This window comes from Microbacterium sp. DT81.1 (assembly GCF_049844955.1).
In the GTDB taxonomy this organism is placed as follows: domain Bacteria; phylum Actinomycetota; class Actinomycetes; order Actinomycetales; family Microbacteriaceae; genus Microbacterium.
In genome coordinates, this window is sequence record NZ_JBNCMA010000001.1 from 59112 (window position 1) to 76073 (window position 16962).

Sequence of the window (16962 nt, forward strand, 5' to 3'; positions counted from 1 at the left end):
CTCCCAGACATGGCGTCGGAACGCATCACCCTCACCGTCCCCGGACCGCACGGCGAGCGCGAGGTGGGGCTGTCGAGCCCCCACAGGGTGCTATGGCCCGAGCTCGGCATCACGAAGCGGGAGCTCGCGGAGTACGCGATCGCGGTGTCCGGCCCGTTCCTGGCCGCGAACGGCAACCGGCCCGTCTCGCTCGAGCGCTTTCCCGAGACGATCGACGGCGAGTCGTTCTTCTCGAAGAACCCGCCGAAGGGCACCCCCGACTACGTCGAGGCGGTGACGGTCAGGTACAACAGCGGGCGGCGGCATCCGCAGCTCGTGCTCACGGAGCCGGCCGCGATCGTCTGGGCGATCCAGATGAACACGATCGTGTTCCACCCGTGGGCATCGCTGGCGGGCGATACAGACAACCCCGTCGAACTGCGCATCGACCTCGACCCGCAGCCGGGCACCGGCTTCTCCGAAGCGGTGCCCGCCGCGCACGCGTTGCGCGAGGTGCTGCGCGAGGGAGGGCTCGAGGCCTGGGTCAAGACGAGCGGCAACCGCGGCATCCACGTCTTCTGCCCGATCGAGCCGACGCACGAGTTCCTCGATGTGCGCCACGCCGTGATCGCGGCGGCGCGCGAGCTCGAAAGGCGGATGCCCGACAAGGTCACGACGAACTGGTGGAAAGAGGAGCGGGGCGACCGCATCTTCGTCGACTTCAACCAGGCGAACCGCGACCGCACGATGGCCGGCGCCTACAGCCCGCGGGCGCTGCCGACGGCGACCGTGTCGACGCCCGTGGGGTGGGATGAGCTCGACGGCCTCGACCCGGCGGCGTTCACGGTGCGCTCCATCCCGGAGCGCCTGGCATCGGTGGGCGACCCGTGGGCGGGCCTGCTGAAGGCTCCGGGCAAGATCGACACGCTGCTGCAGTGGTGGGAGCGCGATCTCGCCGACGGACTCGGCGAGCTGCCGTTCCCGCCCGACTTTCCGAAGATGCCGGGCGAGCCGCCGCGCGTGCAGCCGAGCCGCAAGAATGAGGCGAACTGGGCCTAGCCGGCCGGCTCGCCGCGGCGTTGGTCAGCTGTTCCGGGCGCGACACTGCGCGTGCGCGCCGAGACTGCGTGCACCGGCCGCAGTCTCGGCGCGGGGACGCAGTCTCGGCGGGGTGAGCAGGGTCAGACGAGCACGTCCCCGACGTCGTAGGCGCTGATCCGTTCGAGCTGCGCGTACGTGCACGATTCGGGCTCACGGTCGGGACGCCAGCGTTCGAACTGCACCGTGTGCCGGAACCGGTCGCCCTCGAGCTGGTCGTAGCGCACCTCGAGCACGCGCTCCGGGCGCAGCTTGACGAAGGAGTTGTCGCCCCGACCGGAGTTGAAGCGCGACTTCTCGCCTTCCTGGGTGATGGCCTCGCCCGCGGCGTCCGTCTGCACCAGCGGCGCAAGCTCGTCGACCAGCTCGAGGCGTCGCGCGTTGCTCCAGGCCGACACGGCTCCGACGTTGTGCAGCCGGCCTCCGTCGGTGTAGAGGCCGACGAGGACGGACCCGACGCCTTCACCCGACTTGTGGATGCGGTAGCCGAGGGCGACGACGTCGGCGGTCCGCGCGTGCTTGATCTTGAACATCGTGCGCTTGTTCGGTGCATACGGCTCGGCGAGGGGCTTGGCGACAACGCCGTCGAGCCCCGCCCCCTCGAACTCGGAGAGCCAGCGGCGCGCGAGGTCGGGATCCTCGGTGGTGCGCGTGACGTGGATCGGATGCGGCAGAGGGCCGAGCAACTCGACGAGCTGCGCTCGCCGCACCGCGAAGGGCTCGCCCTGAAGATCGCGGTCGCCGCGGGCGAGCAGGTCGAAGCCGATGAACATTGCGGGCGTCGTCTCGGCCAGCATGTTGACGCGGGATGCCGCGGGGTGGATGCGCTGCGTCAGCGACTCCCAGTCGAGCCGCTGGGCACCCTTCGTGCCCTTCGGCACGACGACCTCGCCGTCGAGCAGGCACGGCTCGGGAAGCAGCCGGGCGAACGCCTCGACGAGCTCGGGGAAGTACCGCGTGAGCGGCTTGGCACCCCGGCTGCCGATCTCGACGTCGGTGCCGTCCCACGACACGATGCCGCGGAACCCGTCCCATTTGGGCTCGAAGCTCAGGCCGCCCTCGAACTTCGCGGGGTCGGGGATCTCGGGCACGCTCTTCGCCAGCATCGGGGCGGGGATGTCGTAGGGCATGCCTCCATCTTGGCGCGCGATGGATCCCGCGCCCAGGAGCCCGTCGGCTTTCGCCGAGAGTGCGCAGGATGCCCGCTCGGCGGTTCCGGGAGCCGTCGTGGCGGGCGAGGATCCCTTACGCGCGCGACCGGGACGAGGCGGAGGGTGCTCCGGTGGCGCCCGCCGAGCGGCGATTGCGCAGGAAGCGCACGAGAACGGGGAGGATCACGGGCAGATAGCGGATGATGTAGCGGAACATGAGGGCCTGTCTGGTCGGCCGCGGTGGTCGCCGCGGGCAAGTGGACTCACGACCGTACGGACCGTTCCTGAGTGCTCGGGGGGCCTTGACGGCGATGGCCGGGAGAGGTAAAGCGACATCGACCGCTGCGCCGAGTGAGTGCGCCCGGCCGCTTGCTGAGGTAGCCTCGCGGCAATCCGAAAGGGAGGCGGCGATGACACACCACACCCCACGCGAGATAGCCGAGTGCTTCTCGGGACACCGGTTCGAGGAGGCATTCCCGCATCTCGCGGAGGACGTCGTCTGGCAGATGCCTGGCTCGGACGGCCTGCGCGGCCGTGACGAGGTCATCGCGGCGTGCCGGTCGACGGCGACCGGGTTGGAAGGCGTGCGGGTCGAGGTCGAGCGCTTCCTCGTCGTCGATGGCGGCGGGAGCGTCGCCGTCGACACGCTCACCAGGTATCACGCCGACGACGGCCTCTCGGTCGTCGCGTCGTGCGATGTCTACGAATTCCGCGACGGCGCGGTGACTCGGATCACGTCCTACACCGTAGAGGTGCCGCAGGCGTCCGGCTAACCGCTCTCGCGCCCGCTGCGCGGGTCGAAGCCGTCATCCTGCATGATGGGATGCGAGACCCGCGACGGGAACCGATGACGACCCACCATCATTCGCCGGATGAGCTGTCGGCGTTCGCCGACCTCATCCGCAACGAGCAGATCTACCTCGATCATCGCGATGGCGTCGATCGCAAGCGCCGCCGCTCCCGCATCCTCCGTGGCCTGTCCATCGTGGCGATCGTGATCGCCGTGGTTCTCGCCTCGATCGGCGCGTACGTCGGCTGGGCGCTGAACGCGCCATTGAGCGCACCCGTCGTCACGTGGCAGGCGCCGCAGGCCTCGGCTGCCGGTCCCGCCGCGATCGCGCTGCCGACCGAAGGGGCCTCAGCGGTCAGCGTCTCCGGCGCCGAAACCTACTTCGGCGATGCGGCGAGCGGCATCTGGCTGACCAGCGGAACGAACGACCCTCGCCCGATCGCGAGCATCACCAAGCTCATCACCGCGCTCGTCATCCTCGACGCGCTTCCGCTCGAGGGCGCCGACGACCCGGGACCCACGATCACGTTCGACAAGGCCGACCACGACCTCTACGACAAGTACTACGTGCTCGGCGCGACGATCGCGGCGATGCCCATCGGCAGCTCGATGTCGCAGCACGATGCTCTGGCGACGATGCTCATCCCGTCGGCGAGCAACTACGCCGAGGCGGTGTCGACGTGGGCGTTCGGATCGCAGGGCGCGTTCGTCAGCGCCGCACGGGACTGGCTGACGGCCCACGGTCTCACCGGCACGACGATCGTCGAACCCACCGGCCTCGACGCCCGTAACACGAGCACCCCGACCGATCTCATCGCGATCGGCAAGCTGGCCGCGGCCAACCCCGCGATCGCGAAGATCGTCGCGATGCCGTCGCTCACCCTCCCCGGTCCCGGTGCCATGTACAACACCAACGAACTGCTCGGGACCGACGGAGTCAGCGGGCTCAAGACAGGCAACCTTGGCGATGGCAGCCACAGCCTCCTGTACACGGCTTCCCTCGACGTGGGGGCGGGTGCCCCGCTCAGCATGACCGGTGTCGTGCTCAGCGGGTTCTCGGACGACTCCGTCAACAGCACGGTCCTCACGCTGTTCGACAGCATCCGCCGCGGATTCCACACGGTGCCGGTCGTGTCGAGCGGGCGGGACGTCGGATCGGTCGCCACGCCGTGGGGCTCCACCGCCCGGGTCATCGTCGCGGACAGCGCCTCGATCCTCACGTGGTCGGACACGACCATCACCGCGACGATGGAGACGATCACCCCGACGACCTATGAAGACGGAGCGGTCGTGGGCAGCATCACATGGAGCGCCGGACCGAACAGCGTGTCGGTCCCCGTGGAGATCGAGGGGACCATCGTCCCGCCCACCGCCTGGTGGCGGCTCACGCACCCCTCTCAGCTCGGGGCACCTTAGGCTCTGCGTCAGCGACCGGCGTCGTCCGGCAGGCGGGCGGGGCCCATCGCCACGCCGCGGGGCTCGCGCACCCAGTGCTGGCCGGTCTCCCGACGCTCCGCCCGTGTGGAGAATCGGTACAGATACGCCCTGGCCCGTACCCATCTGGGCCGGCGGCCGTCGAAGGGTTCCCGGTCGAGCAAGCCGAGGGTCCCGGCATCCGCCTCGAGAAGCTTGAGCAGGAACGCCTCGAACCATGGTTCCCGCAGGCGTCCGAGCGGCAGGAACCACATCAGCCAGTCCAGCCGCAGGTGATACGGCGCGTACTGCCGGGGGACCCGGCGCAGGTCGCCCGGCTTGCCCTTGAAGGAGTACTCGTGCCAGTCCGTCGTGTGGGGGTCGGCATCCATCGTCCCCTCGACGACGATCTCGATGCGCTCCTTGGTCACCGTGCCGAAAGCGCCGTAGGCGTTGGCGAGCTGATACCGATTGAAGCTCGCATTCATCAGCTGGCGGCGGGCGAAGAGGTTGCGCAGCGGCCACCAGCTGAGCACCGCGTACAGCAGCCCGACCGCGGCCGTCACGACGATCCAGTACAGCGGGATGCTGCCGGCACCGGCACCCGGTTCGCCGCCGGCACCGGCATCCGGCTCGCCGCCGATGCCCGGGATGCCGATTGCGGAGAACGCCAGCACGATCGTCGCCCAGTTTAGCCACGCGAAGTTCCCGGTGAGCACGAGCCACAGCTGCGTGAGCAGCACGATCAGCCCGGCCGCCGCACCGGTCAGGGCGGGCACGAGATCCGGGACCCACAGCCCGAGCAGCGGGACGAACAGCAGCCACGGGACCACCAGCTGCGCGAAGTGGTTGCCGAGCACCTCCCCGCGGTGGAACCACTTCGGCAGCAGGTGAGCCTGGCGACTGAGCGGCCCCGGCATCGGCTGCGTCTCGTGGTGGTACATCAGGGCCGTGAGGTCGCGCCACTCGCGCCCGCCGCGGATCTTGATCATCCCCGCGCCGAACTCCAGCCGGAACAGCAGCCACCAGAACAGCACGACGATGATCGTCGGGGGCGGCTGGCCGCCGGATCCGAGGAAGGCCGCGAGGAACCCGCACTCCAGCAGCAGCATCTCCCACCCGAAGCCGTAGAAGGTCTGGCCGATGCTCGTGATCGACATGTACAGCCCCCACAGCGCGAGGAAGCACAGCATCGGCACCCACGGCGGTCCGAGTTGCGGCAGTCCCACGACCAGAGCGGCCGCCACGACGACGCCCGCGATGCAGAGACTCCGCAGCCTGCGGTCGGTGTAGGCCCACCGCAGGAAGATCGTCGGATGCAGCAGCTTGGCCGCCCGCTTCGACGAGCGCGCCCATTCGAGGAGGTCAGGGGCGGGGAGCAGCCCCTTCCCGCCGAGGAGCGCGGGAAACTGGTTGAACGTCGAGATCAGGGCGACGAGGTAGAGGGCGGCGATGCCGCGCTGAAGCACCTCTCGGGCGAACCCGAAGTCGACCGCGGCCCAGCCGTCCATGGCGTCAAACTACGCCCGCGCTCGCCGCGTCGCTGAGGGGGTTGACGGGAGCGTGGCCGCCCACAGCGCGGCGCTCACCGCGGCGCTGCTCTGGGTCAGGGGCGCGAAGCGGCGGCGGCTTCCGCCGGCTTCGGGCGCGCCCAGCGGGCCGGCTGGTTGGGCCCGTCCCACACCTGAACAGCGCCCCACGCGACGGCCGTGATCGGGACGGCGAGCACCGCGCCGATGACGCCGCTCAGCAGAGCACCGACGGTCAGCGCGATCAGGATCACGAGTGAGTTGAGCTTCATGGACCGCCCCATCAGCACCGGCTGGAGGAAGTTCCCCTCCAGCTGGTTCACGAGGACGACGATGCCGACGACGATGAGGGCGACGACCGGGCCGTTGGCGACGAGCGCCACGAGCGCGGCGATGATTCCCGCCAGGGTCGCCCCGACGATGGGGATGAAGGCCAGCAGGAAGACCAGCACCGACAGTGGCAGCGCCAGGGGAACCTGGAGGATGAAGAGTCCGATGCCGATTCCCACGGCATCCACCAATGCGACGGCCGCGGTGCCGCGCAGGTAGCTGCCGAGCGTCGTCACCGTCTTGTCGCCGATGCGGCGCGCCCGCGCGTAGTTCTCGCCCCGGAACGGGCGCAGCAGGAACTCCCATATCTGCGGGCCGTCCTTGAGGAAGAAGAAGAGCACCGTGATCATCAGGATGAGGCCCGCGACGAAGTTGGCGACGGCGCCGGCACCCGCGAGGGCACCGGAGCCGAACTGGGAGCTGGTCACGAAGTCGACCGCGGTTGTCCGCCACTCCTCCAGCTGGTCAGGCGACGGCGCGAACGGCAGCGTGTTCACCCAGGCGATCAGGTCCTGGAATCCCTGTTCCGCCTGCGTGTAGAGGTCGTCCCACTGGTTGCGCACCGCCGAGACGATGAGCCAGGCCAGCAGCCCGAGAACCACCGTGCTGGTGAGCATCACGAGAATGGTTGCCAAGACGGAAGGCACACCCCGCCGGCGCAGCCAGGACATGACGGGAGCGAACGACGCCGCGATGATGAGGGCGATCGTCACCGGGATCGTCACGAGGGTCACCTGCTGGATGCCCCAGATGATGCCGGCGGCCAGGATGACCACGACGATGATCTGGACCGCCCGGATGCCGAACTTGCCGAACCCGTCGGCCCACAGGCTCCACGGGGCCCGGTGCGGGGCGAGGTCGACCGAGGACTCGATGCGCACGCGGCGCGGCTCGTCGCTGAAGAATCCCATGCTCCGACGGTAGACGGTCGGCGCGCTGCCACGGCGGGGTTGCATCGGCGCGCCCGCCACGCTAGCGCATCGACTCGCGGTTCCCGAGGATCAGGCGAACGCGCTGTGGCCGGTGATGTCGCGGCCGATCAGGAGCGCCTGGACGGACTCGGTGCCCTCGTACGTGTGGATCGCCTCGATATCGGCCATGTGCTGCATCACGCGGTTCTCCAACAGGATGCCGTTTCCGCCGAGCAGGTCGCGGGCGACGGCCGCGATCCGGCGAGCGGCGCGCGTGTTGTGGTACTTGGCGAGCGATGCCTGCGTCGGCCGGAGGCCGCCGGTGGTCTCCAGGTCCGCCAGGTGGCGGCAGTAGAGCTGCATCGCCGTGAGCTCGTCGAGCATCTGCGTCAGGCGCTCCTGCACCATCTGGAACTTCGCGAGCGGTTTGCCGAACTGCACCCGCTGCTGCGAGTAGGCGAGCGCCGCCTCGTAGCAGGCGGTCGCGTGCCCGAGGGCCGACCACGCGACGCCGGAGCGGGTGGAGTACAGCACGATGGAGGCATCCTTGAACGAATGCGTGCCCGGCAGCACCGCATCCGCGGGGAGACGCACGTCGGTGAGCGTGATGTGCGCCTGGTGGATGGCGCGGAGCGACGCCTTGCCGAGGATCGGACGGCCGTCGTAGCCCGGGGTCTCCTGCGGAACGAGGAATCCCCGCACCTTGCCGTCGTGCTCGGGGTCGGACGGGTCGCTCACCCGCGCCCAGACGACGGTGACGCCGCCGGACGAGCCGTTGCCGATCCACTTCTTGGCGCCGTTGAGCACCCAGCCGTCGGTCCCCGCGCCCGTCGAAGGGGCCCGCACCGCCTCGGTCTCGAGCGAAACGGAGTCCGAGCCGTGGTCGGGCTCGGTGAGCGCGAAGGCCGCGAGCACCTCGCCGCGGGCGACCGGCACGAGCCACCGCGCCTTCTGCTCGTCGCTGCCGAAGAGAGCGATAGAGCGCAGCGCCAGGCCGCCCTGCACGGCGATGACCGTGCCGAGCGACCCGTCGCCTCGGGAGATCTCCATATTCACGAGCCCCGCGGCCAGCGGCGACGAGTATCCGAGCCCCGGGTGCACCAGGCCGTCGTTGTAGAGATCGAGCTCGCCCATGCGCCGCGTCAGGTCGAGGTCGTACTCGCCGCGGTCCCAGAGCCCGTCCATCCGGGGGAGCGCCTCGTCGATGAAGGCCTTCGCCCGATCCCAGACCTCGCGGTCGGCCGCCGGGATGTCGGCGAAGACGGCGTAGTAGTCGGTGCCCAGACGGTCGGAGACGTCATAGCCCGCGACGCGCTCGCCGGGTACGGGGGTGTGGCTCATGGGGTGCTCCTGGTTCGACGTGCTCGCCAGCATAGCTGATACCCAGTACCACCGGTAGTGGAACGCAGTCCCACATGTTGTCTCCTGCTACGTTGGACCCCGTACCGACTGGCCGGTATGCCGAGCCGACCGGCCGACGAGACCGCGTGAGTCCGGGCGGCATCGGCTGCGCAACACGAAGGGTTGGAGCGACGTGCAGAGATTCGATGGCAGGGTCGCCCTGATCACCGGAGCGAGCCGGGGAATCGGACTCGCGATCGCGCAGCGCATCTGCGACGAGGGCGGCGCGGTGGTGATCACGGGGCGCAAGCAGGAAGGGCTCGATGCCGCCGTGCAAGCGCTCGGCGGCGATCGAGCGACCGCGGTCGCCGGCCGGGCCGACGACGCCGACCATCGCGCCGCAGTGTTCGCGCACATCGCCGAGCGCCACGGGCGGCTCGACCACCTCGTGAACAACGCCGGGATCAATCCGGCGTACGGTCCCGCGCTCGATGTCGACCCCGCCGCGGCACGCAAGATTCTCGAGGTCAACGTGATCGCAGCGCTGGAGTGGACCCGCGACGCCGTCGCGGCCGGCCTCCAGCGCTCGATCGTCAACGTGTCCTCCATCTCCGGCCTGTCGGCGAGCCCGGGCATCGCCATCTACGGCGTCTCCAAGGCGGCGCTCATCAACCTGACGATCCAGCTGGCGCACGAGCTGGCGCCCGGCATCCGCGTCAATGCCGTCGCCCCCGCCGTCATCAAGACGGTGTTCGCGCGCGCTCTCTACGAGGGACGGGAAGCACAGGTGGCGGCAGGGTATCCCCTGCAGCGACTGGGAGAACCGGACGACGTCGCCGGTCCCGTCGCCTTCCTGCTCTCGGACGACGCCGGCTGGATCACCGGTCAGACGCTCGTGATCGACGGTGGCGGCAGCATCCGCCCCGTCGGGTGAGGATGCGGCGATGAAGGACACGAGCGTGGCCGATGGTGTGACACGGGCCGCCGTCGACCTCTTCGCGACCCAGGGATACGCCAACACGAGCGTTCAGCAGATCGTCGAGCGCGCCGGCGTCACCAAGGGCGCGATGTACCACTACTTCGAATCCAAGGACGACCTGCTGTTCGCGATCTACGAGCGGATGCTGTCGCTGCAGAAGTCGCGCCTCGACGAGATCATCGCGCGTGGCGGCGAGGTCGACGATGTGCTCGCGGCCGTGTGCATCGATGTCGTCGAGACATCGATCGAGTTCCTGCCCGAGGGCACGGTGTTCTTCCGGAGCCAGCACATGCTCACGCCGCCTCGCCAGCAGGAAGTCGTGCGGCGGCGCCGCGCTTACCACGACGAGTTCGCCGCGCTCGTGCAGCGCGGCCAGGGCGAGGGGATCTATCGCAGCGACATTCCGCGCGCGGTGCTGATCGCCAACTTCTTCAGCGATATCCATTACCTGTCGCACTGGTATCACCCCGAGGGTCCGGAGGACAAGACGCTCGTCGCCGAGCAGCTCACCGACCTCTTCCTGACCGGCATAAGGAGGACGGATGCCGACGCCTGACACGATGCGCGCGTGGCGCTTCGTCATCGAGGTCGCGCCATGACCGACCTGGAAGGGCGCGTCGCGATCGTGACGGGTGGCGCTCGCGGCCTGGGCGAGGCGTACGTTCGCGCGCTGCACGCCGCCGGTGCCCGCGTAGTGGTCGCCGACCTCCTGGACGAGACGGGACGCGCCCTCGCCGGCGAGCTCGGCGACCGCGCGATGTTCGCGCACGTCGACGTCACCGACGAGGAGCACTGGGATGCCGTCGTGCGGGCCACGATCGAGCGGTTCGGCGCCGTCGACATCCTCGTGAACAACGCTGGCATCGCCAATGCGGCGCCGATCGAGCACTTCACCCTCGCCAAGTGGAACGCCGTGATCGGCGTCAACCTCACCGGCGTCTTCCTCGGCTGCCGCGCGGTGGTGCCGCAGATGAAGGCGCAGGGCCGAGGGTCGATCATCAACATCTCGTCGGTCGAGGGCATGCGGGGAAGTCCGGGACTGCACGGCTACACCGCCTCCAAGTTCGGCGTCCGCGGGCTCACGCAGGGTCTCGCGGTCGAGCTCGGGCCGAGCGGCATCCGGGTGAACTCGGTGCATCCCGGGCTCATCCTGACCGAGATGACGACCCGCATCGACCCGGAGCACCTCGACATCCCGCTCGGGCGACCAGGCGTTCCCGCCGACGTCGCCGGGACCGTCGCATTCCTGGCCTCCGACGCCTCCGCATTCACCACGGGCGCCGAGTTCGTCGTCGACGGCGGCATGATCTCCGGCATCCCGCACCGCTGATCCGCACCGGGGAAGGATCGCATCACGGCCCTGCAGCAGCGACATGCCGCCCCGGCGGGCATCCGCGGCGAATGATCAGAGGCGGAGCTCGGCGCGGCCGAGGCTCGAGAGGTGCACCTCGTCGGGCCCGTCGGCGATGCGCAGCGAGCGGATGCCGGCGTACAGCTCGGCGAGCGGCGTGTCCGACGAGACCCCGGCTGCGCCGTGCACCTGGATCGCCCGGTCGATGATCGTCTGCACGGCCCGAGGCACCGCGATCTTGATCGCCTGAATCTCGGTCATCGCCGCGCGGTTGCCGACGGTGTCCATCAGCCAGGCGGTCTTCAACACGAGCAGCCGCAGGGACTCGAGCTGGATGCGCGCCTCGGCGGCCCACTCGCGCACGACCCCCTGGTCGGCGAGGCTGCGCCCGAAGGCATGGCGCTCGTTCGCTCGCTCCCGCACGAGCGACAGCGCCCGCTCGCCCATCCCGATCGCGCGCATGCAGTGATGGATGCGCCCCGGCCCGAGCCGTGCCTGCGCGATCGCGAAGCCCGAGCCCTCCGCACCGATGAGGTTCCCGGCCGGCACCCGCACGTCGTCGAACGCGATCTCGGCGTGACCGCCGTGGTCGCGATCGTCGTATCCGAACACGGAGAGGGGGCGCACGATTCGCACCCCCGGAGTGTCGCGCGGCACCAGGATCATGGACTGCTGCCGGTGGCGCTCCGCATCGGGGTCGGTCTTTCCCATGACGATGAAGATCGCTGCATCCGGGTTCATCGCCCCGGTCGACCACCACTTGCGGCCCGTGATGAGGTAGTCGTCGCCGTCGCGCCGGATGCGGGTGCCGATGTTCGTCGCATCCGATGACGCGACGTCGGGCTCGGTCATGCAGAACGACGATCGGATGTCGGCGCGCAGCAGCGGGGCGAGCCACCGGTCCTGCTGCTCGGGCGTGCCGAACTCGTTCAGCACCTCCATGTTGCCGGTGTCGGGCGCCGCGCAGTTGAAGGCGATCGGCGCGAGTCGCGGGCTCCACCCGGTGATCTCGGCGACCGGCGCGTACTGCAGGTTCGTGAGGCCGCCGCCGCCCTGGTCGCCGGGGAGGAAGAGATTCCAGAGTCCCTGCGCGCGGGCCTTCGCCTGCAGGTCGCGGACGACGGGCCAGCCGCCCCACCGGCCGGGCTCCGCGGCGAGCTGCTCGTCGAGCACCGCCTCGGCCGGCACTACATGCTCGTCGAGGAATGCCCTCGCACGCTCGGTCAGCTCTCGCGTGCGTTCATCGTGTGCGAAATCCATCAGCGCACCTCTCGTCCTCGTCGGGCGAGCGGCTCGACGAGCGCACCGATCCGGTCGAATCCCTCGCCGACGGTGTCGCCGGCCTGAAAGCGGTAGTGGATTCCCTCGAGGATCACGGCCAGCTTGTAGGCCGCGAACGCGCGGTACCAGTGCAGATCGGGGACGGCGATCCCCGCCCGCTCGGCGTAGACCTCCACGAGCTCGTCGAAACCCGGATATCCGGCAGCGGGGTCGACCGCGCTCGGCACCGCGCCGGCGAACCCGCCGGGCAGGTTCGCGATGTCCCAGTAGAGCGCGAAGATGCCGAGGTCGACGAACGGGTCCCCGAGGGTCGCCATCTCCCAATCGAGGATGGCCGAGATGTGCGGCTCGTCGGCTTCGCCGACCACCAGCGCGTTGTCGAGGCGGTAGTCGCCATGGACGATGGCGGTGCGGTCCGTCTCGGGCATACCGCCGGCGAGGGTCGCCTCCAATGCATCCAGCTCCGGCGTCTCTCGCGAACGCGAGGCGTCGAGCTGCCGGCGCCAGGTGGAGAGCTGGCGTGCCAGATAGCCGTCCGGCCGTCCGAAGTCGGCGAGGCCCACGGCGGCGGGATCGATCGCATGCAGATCGGCCAGATGGGCGACGAGCTCGGTGCTGAGGCGGCGGATCCCGGCCGCCGTGAACTGCGCGTTCTGAGCCGGCCTCGCGAGCACCGTTCCGGGAGCCTTCTCCATCAAGAAGAACACCGTGCCCGTCACGCGGTTCTCCGTCGTATCGTCCACCACGTCGACCGCGATCGGAACCGGCACGGCCGTGTGGGCGAGAGCGGAGATCACCCGGTGCTCCCGCCGCATGTCGTGCGCGCTCAACAGGACGTGACCGAGTGGTGGGCGCCGGAGGATCAGCGGCATGCGTGCGCCGTCGACGGCGTAGGTCAGGTTGCTGCGTCCTCCGGCGATGACGGCGGCAGAGAGCGGACCGGCGACGAGTTCCGGATGCGCGCCGGCCAGCCAGCCGCTGAGGCCCGCGACATCCAGCCCGGGTAGCTCGGTCACCGGCGACACTGCCTTTCTCCCTGGCCCCGCATGAAGCTGCGGCCCTGGTCGAGCATACCGGATGGTCGGTTTGTCCAGGTGCCGCAGGCGGCCTTGCGGTCTCGTACGTCAGTGCAGGACCAGCAGCAGCTCGGGATCCTCTGCGCGAAGCAGAGCAGCCTCGATCAGCGCATGCTGGCGGCGGTGGGTATCGCAGCGGACGCGCCGATCGTCGTGGCCGGCATGGAGCACTGTCCCGGGTTCCGCGGTGCGATCCTCGAGGACCAGGGCTGGATGGACCTCGACCAGGTCCGAGACGAGGTCGTCAGCACCGCGGTGCGCTTGGTGACAGACCATCCTGAGATCAGCGCGCTGCTGCTCGAGTGCAGCGACATGCCGCCGTACGCGAAGGACATTCAGGATGCGACTGGCCGTCACGTGTGGGACTTCGTCACGCTGATCGACTGGATTCACTCAGGCGTGGTGCGGCGCTCCTACGACGGCTTCATCTGAGGTTGCGGGCGCGGTCGAGCAGCCGCGGCATGATGGGCAGATGACCAGTGCCATCGACGTGGTCCGCGCAGTTCTCGCGCCGTTGACCAGAACCCAGGTGTGGCGCCGAATCGCGCCGGTGGTGCTCCCGCCGGTTGAGCGCCTTCTCACACGCGTCTCCGGCGGGCGAGTTCAATTGACGGGCATCATCGTGCCGTCGCTCATGCTGCATACGATCGGGGCGAAGTCGGGTGAGCCTCGGGATGCACCGCTGATGTACACCGCCGACGGCAAGGGGCGAGCGATCGTCGCGGGAACCAACTGGGCGGGCGCGAAGCATCCGGCATGGACCGCGAACCTGCTCGCGCATCCGGATGCAGAGATCACTGTCCGCGGACGACGTTTGGCCGTGCACGCCACGCTCGTCCCGGATGATGATCGGGAGGCGACGTGGGCGCTCATGGAGGCGCAGTGGCCGGACTACCGCCGCTACGAGGCGGACTCGGGCCGGACCGCGCGGATCTTCGTGCTTCAGCCCGTGCGGCGGGAGGCAGGCTCGGCGCCGCAAGCGGTCTCGGCGGTTACTGACGCGTCACCGGCTCCGTCGGCACCACGAGCCTGAGTGCCGTTGCTGATGTCTCGCCGCGATGCGTCAGCGGTGGGGCGTGACGATGATGGTCGTGGTGATGGACTCGTCGATCAGGATCGTGTGGCTTCCAGGCGTCAGCGGGTGCAGCAGCGCCACCCAGCCATGCCCGACGGAGAGCCCCTCCGATCCGCCCGGCTCACCGAAGATGTTGTCGTCCGGAAGGACGATGTCCAGCAGGGGTGTCTCCGCCTCGACGACGGGCACGGCCTTGCCGTCGACGGTGACCGTGTAGTCGGAATCCGGGTCTCCTGCAATGGCACATGCACGGAGTTCGGCTTCGGTGGTCCCGTTGCCCTCGAACGTGCTGCACTCGACCGAGTGGGCCACGATGAACAGTTTGGTACCGGGCTTGACCGTGCAGGAGTCGGCACTGACGGGCGCGAACGGCGCGACGGTCCCGCCGAGGTCGAGACACTCGTACGCGTCGCCACCGGCGCCGAAGGGATTCTGGGCGCTGGGTGTCTCCAGAACCGTCGTCCACAGAGCACTGAGGTAATCGTCCACCTTGTTCGTCGGGACGGCGGTGGCAGGCGGCGCCGCCGCGAACACCGATGATGTCGCCAGGACAACACTTGCTGCGAGCACCATGACTCGAGTGATACGGGACACGAAAACCCCCTCGAAGCGACCCAGCGGAGGACAGCACGGCCCGCCGATGCGGCTCACTCTCCCACTCGAGCCGCCACCCGTCAATCGGTCCGCGCGCACGTCCTTGGATGGGTGATGCTGCGCGATGTTGCCGTCTGCGGGCCGGCGCTCCAGGAGGCGATTCTGGGCGTCACTCGTCGCGGAGTGCGGGTGCGAAGCCAGTGGACCCGCACTTGGCGCCGAGTGAGCGAAGGAGCAGACGCGACGATGGCGCCCACCGCACCGTCGAGCTTGGGAGTCAGCCGAGCAGGTGCTCCTCGATCGCCGCGCGGACGGATGCCGGAACGGCGGTCGGGCGCCGGCTCGCGGCATCCACGAACACGTGCACGAACCGTCCCGTCGCGATCGGCTCGTGTTCGCCGTCGCGCAGGATGCCGAGCGCCCAGGTCACGCTCGAGGTTCCGAGTCGCTCGACTCCGATGCCGACCTCGAGGGCGTCGGGGAAGCTCGCCGACGCCCGGAACTCGCACGACGAAGCGGCGCAGAAGGCGATCGTGCCGTCGCCGTGCGGATCGAGTCCGGCGGCTCGGATCATCCACGAGTTGACCGCGGTGTCCATCGCCTCGTAGTACACCGCGTTGTTGAGGTGGCCGTACTGGTCGTTGTCGTTCCAGCGCGTGGAGAACGGCACACGCACCCGGAACACCCGCGCGGCGGCGGCCGTGGTGGTCGTCATAGCGGGAACTCTATCTTCGCGCCCCGGATCAGGCCCCGAACCGCGCGATGATGCGGTCCGCGATGCGGCCCGGGGACATCTCGGGCGAGCCGTGGTGCGCGCCCTCGAGCGACTCGTACTCCACGGTCGGGAGCCCGTCGGCCAGGGCCGCGGCGGTGTGGTGGAAGAACGCCTCGCTCTTCGAGCCGACCAGAACGATCGTCGGCGCCGTGAGCCCCGCCCATCGCTCGAGGGGGAGCGGCATGCCCTGCTGCGTCCCCTCGAGCACGGCGAAGTCGTAGCGCAAGGTGTGTGCGATGGCCTTGGCGTGACGCCAGAGCGGCAGCATCCGCATGATCGCGACGCCGAAGGCCGGCACGCCGATCGCCTCGGTGAAGAATGTTTTCACCGCCTGCGAGCGGTCGCCGCGTTCGACGGATGCCGCCACCCGAGCGGGGAGGTCGTTCGCGAGCGGCGGGCGCGCATCGTCGCAGATGAAGGGCGGCTCGTACGCGATCAGTCCGGTGACGCGGTCGCCGAGGCGCGTGGCAGCCTCGAGGGCGAGGGCGGCACCAGACGACGTGCCGAAGAGGACAGCGTGTCCGCCCGCGGCCTCGATCAGCGCGGCGATGTCCTCGATCTCGTGACTCTGGTCGGCGGTGGCCGGGTGCTCGTCGCCGCTTCCTCCGCGACCCCTGCGGTCGTAGCTCAGCACGGTGAAGTGTCCGGCGAGGGCCTTCCCGAGCTTGGCCGAGCCCCGATGGGTCGACAGGGCGGGGTCGATCAGGATGATCGCCGGCCCGGCGCCCTCCCGGAACAGCGCAATGCTCGTCCCGTCGGCGGATCGCACGACGGATGCGGTGTCTGTGATGGTCATTGCTCTCTCCTCAACAGGTTCTCGAGTCGGTCGAATCCGCCCGCCCAGCCATCGACCATTCCCATGGCCGCGATCTCTTCGAGGCGCCGCACCGATGTGAAGCGCGTGCGCAGCACGAGGCGCGTGCGGTGCGGTTCCACTCCGATGAACTCGACGGTGACCGAGTTCGACTCGGGGTCGAGGTCCGCTCCCGACTCGTCCGAGAAGCCCTCGACGTACGACAGCGCCGAGCCCGCGATGACCTCGCTGTAGATGGCGCGCACCCACACCTCGGGCGGTGCGCCGGCGGGGCCCATCGCGAAGTGCCAGAGACCACCGGGGCGCACATCGAGCGCGAGCACCGTGGTCGACCAGCCCTCGGGTCCCCACCACGCCTCGAGCCCCTCGACGGTCGTCCAGCTGCGCCACACCGCATCGACGGATCCGCGCAGTTCCCGCTCGAGCACGATCTCGCGCCGTTCGAGATCCTTCGAGACCAGCAGTGTGCTCACGA

19 protein-coding genes are annotated in these 16962 nt (G+C 69.5%); 8 read left to right on the forward strand and 11 right to left on the reverse strand.

Features of this window, described 5'->3' with window-relative positions; genetic code table 11:
- Positions 1-9 precede the first annotated feature (9 nt).
- Complete coding sequence (gene ligD / locus ACLQ2Q_RS00250) at positions 10-1038, forward strand: non-homologous end-joining DNA ligase (protein WP_425816751.1); 1029 nt, start codon at positions 10-12, stop codon at positions 1036-1038.
- A 122-nt stretch (positions 1039-1160) separates the two neighbouring features.
- Here ligD and ACLQ2Q_RS00255 read toward each other — a convergent pair whose 3' ends face one another.
- Together ACLQ2Q_RS00255 and ACLQ2Q_RS00260 are read right to left on the reverse strand one after the other, a co-directional pair.
- Positions 1161-2207, reverse strand: coding sequence for an ATP-dependent DNA ligase (locus tag ACLQ2Q_RS00255; protein ID WP_425816753.1), 1047 nt, complete (start codon positions 2205-2207; stop codon positions 1161-1163).
- Between the two features lie 115 nt (positions 2208-2322).
- Positions 2323-2445 (reverse strand): hypothetical protein, encoded by a 123-nt coding sequence (locus ACLQ2Q_RS00260; protein ID WP_425816755.1) that lies wholly within the window; start codon positions 2443-2445, stop codon positions 2323-2325.
- Positions 2446-2638: 193 nt separating this feature from the next.
- Here ACLQ2Q_RS00260 and ACLQ2Q_RS00265 point away from each other — a divergent pair, with 193 nt between their 5' ends.
- Entirely contained in the window at positions 2639-3001 is a 363-nt protein-coding gene (locus ACLQ2Q_RS00265) for a nuclear transport factor 2 family protein (protein WP_425816757.1), read from the forward strand.
- 74 nt (positions 3002-3075) lie between these two features.
- The gene (locus ACLQ2Q_RS00270; protein WP_425816759.1) at positions 3076-4434 is read left to right on the forward strand and encodes a D-alanyl-D-alanine carboxypeptidase family protein; all 1359 of its coding nucleotides are present in this window, start codon (positions 3076-3078) and stop codon (positions 4432-4434) included.
- Positions 4435-4442: 8 nt separating this feature from the next.
- Here the strand turns inward: ACLQ2Q_RS00270 and ACLQ2Q_RS00275 are convergent, their stop codons facing one another.
- From ACLQ2Q_RS00275 to ACLQ2Q_RS00285, 3 genes are all read right to left on the reverse strand, one after another.
- Positions 4443-5942, reverse strand: coding sequence for a lipase maturation factor family protein (locus ACLQ2Q_RS00275; protein WP_425816761.1), 1500 nt, complete (start codon positions 5940-5942; stop codon positions 4443-4445).
- A 95-nt stretch (positions 5943-6037) separates the two neighbouring features.
- Positions 6038-7201: an AI-2E family transporter gene (locus ACLQ2Q_RS00280; RefSeq protein ID WP_425816763.1), complete on the reverse strand. Its 1164-nt coding sequence runs from the start codon at positions 7199-7201 to the stop codon at positions 6038-6040.
- 90 nt (positions 7202-7291) lie between these two features.
- Positions 7292-8542, reverse strand: a complete 1251-nt coding sequence (locus tag ACLQ2Q_RS00285; protein ID WP_425816765.1) for an acyl-CoA dehydrogenase family protein — start codon at positions 8540-8542, stop codon at positions 7292-7294.
- A gap of 193 nt (positions 8543-8735) precedes the next feature.
- On the opposite strand from ACLQ2Q_RS00285, the gene ACLQ2Q_RS00290 reads away from it, so the two are divergent.
- The 3 genes from ACLQ2Q_RS00290 to ACLQ2Q_RS00300 are packed head-to-tail and all read left to right on the forward strand — an operon-like array spanning position 8736 to position 10851.
- Positions 8736-9476: an SDR family oxidoreductase gene (locus tag ACLQ2Q_RS00290; protein ID WP_425816767.1), complete on the forward strand. Its 741-nt coding sequence runs from the start codon at positions 8736-8738 to the stop codon at positions 9474-9476.
- Positions 9477-9486: 10 nt separating this feature from the next.
- Positions 9487-10077 carry a TetR/AcrR family transcriptional regulator gene (locus ACLQ2Q_RS00295; RefSeq protein ID WP_425816769.1) on the forward strand — a complete coding sequence of 197 codons (591 nt, stop codon included), beginning with the start codon at positions 9487-9489 and terminating at the stop codon, positions 10075-10077.
- Positions 10078-10116: 39 nt separating this feature from the next.
- Positions 10117-10851, forward strand: coding sequence for an SDR family NAD(P)-dependent oxidoreductase (locus ACLQ2Q_RS00300; RefSeq protein ID WP_425816771.1), 735 nt, complete (start codon positions 10117-10119; stop codon positions 10849-10851).
- A gap of 75 nt (positions 10852-10926) precedes the next feature.
- Here the strand turns inward: ACLQ2Q_RS00300 and ACLQ2Q_RS00305 are convergent, their stop codons facing one another.
- Both ACLQ2Q_RS00305 and ACLQ2Q_RS00310 read right to left on the reverse strand, forming a co-directional pair.
- Positions 10927-12132 carry an acyl-CoA dehydrogenase family protein gene (locus tag ACLQ2Q_RS00305; protein WP_425816773.1) on the reverse strand — a complete coding sequence of 402 codons (1206 nt, stop codon included), beginning with the start codon at positions 12130-12132 and terminating at the stop codon, positions 10927-10929.
- Positions 12132-13169: a phosphotransferase family protein gene (locus tag ACLQ2Q_RS00310; protein ID WP_425816775.1), complete on the reverse strand. Its 1038-nt coding sequence runs from the start codon at positions 13167-13169 to the stop codon at positions 12132-12134. Before ACLQ2Q_RS00310 ends, ACLQ2Q_RS00305 begins: the two co-directional genes overlap by 1 nt.
- Positions 13170-13280: 111 nt before the next feature.
- On the opposite strand from ACLQ2Q_RS00310, the gene ACLQ2Q_RS00315 reads away from it, so the two are divergent.
- Both ACLQ2Q_RS00315 and ACLQ2Q_RS00320 read left to right on the forward strand, forming a co-directional pair.
- Positions 13281-13661 (forward strand): hypothetical protein, encoded by a 381-nt coding sequence (locus ACLQ2Q_RS00315; RefSeq protein WP_425816777.1) that lies wholly within the window; start codon positions 13281-13283, stop codon positions 13659-13661.
- Positions 13662-13701: 40 nt separating this feature from the next.
- Positions 13702-14262, forward strand: a complete 561-nt coding sequence (locus tag ACLQ2Q_RS00320) for a nitroreductase family deazaflavin-dependent oxidoreductase (RefSeq protein WP_425816779.1) — start codon at positions 13702-13704, stop codon at positions 14260-14262.
- 30 nt (positions 14263-14292) lie between these two features.
- Here the strand turns inward: ACLQ2Q_RS00320 and ACLQ2Q_RS00325 are convergent, their stop codons facing one another.
- From ACLQ2Q_RS00325 to ACLQ2Q_RS00340, 4 genes are all read right to left on the reverse strand, one after another.
- Complete coding sequence (locus ACLQ2Q_RS00325) at positions 14293-14898, reverse strand: hypothetical protein (protein WP_425816781.1); 606 nt, start codon at positions 14896-14898, stop codon at positions 14293-14295.
- A 277-nt stretch (positions 14899-15175) separates the two neighbouring features.
- A complete protein-coding gene (locus tag ACLQ2Q_RS00330) occupies positions 15176-15613 on the reverse strand; it encodes an acyl-CoA thioesterase (RefSeq protein WP_425816783.1) in 438 nt (145 codons plus the stop codon).
- 28 nt (positions 15614-15641) lie between these two features.
- Positions 15642-16469, reverse strand: coding sequence for an alpha/beta fold hydrolase (locus ACLQ2Q_RS00335; protein ID WP_425816785.1), 828 nt, complete (start codon positions 16467-16469; stop codon positions 15642-15644).
- Positions 16466-16960: an SRPBCC family protein gene (locus ACLQ2Q_RS00340; protein WP_425816787.1), complete on the reverse strand. Its 495-nt coding sequence runs from the start codon at positions 16958-16960 to the stop codon at positions 16466-16468. The genes ACLQ2Q_RS00335 and ACLQ2Q_RS00340 overlap by 4 nt, the downstream gene beginning before the upstream one ends.
- Between the last annotated feature and the right edge of the window lie 2 nt (positions 16961-16962).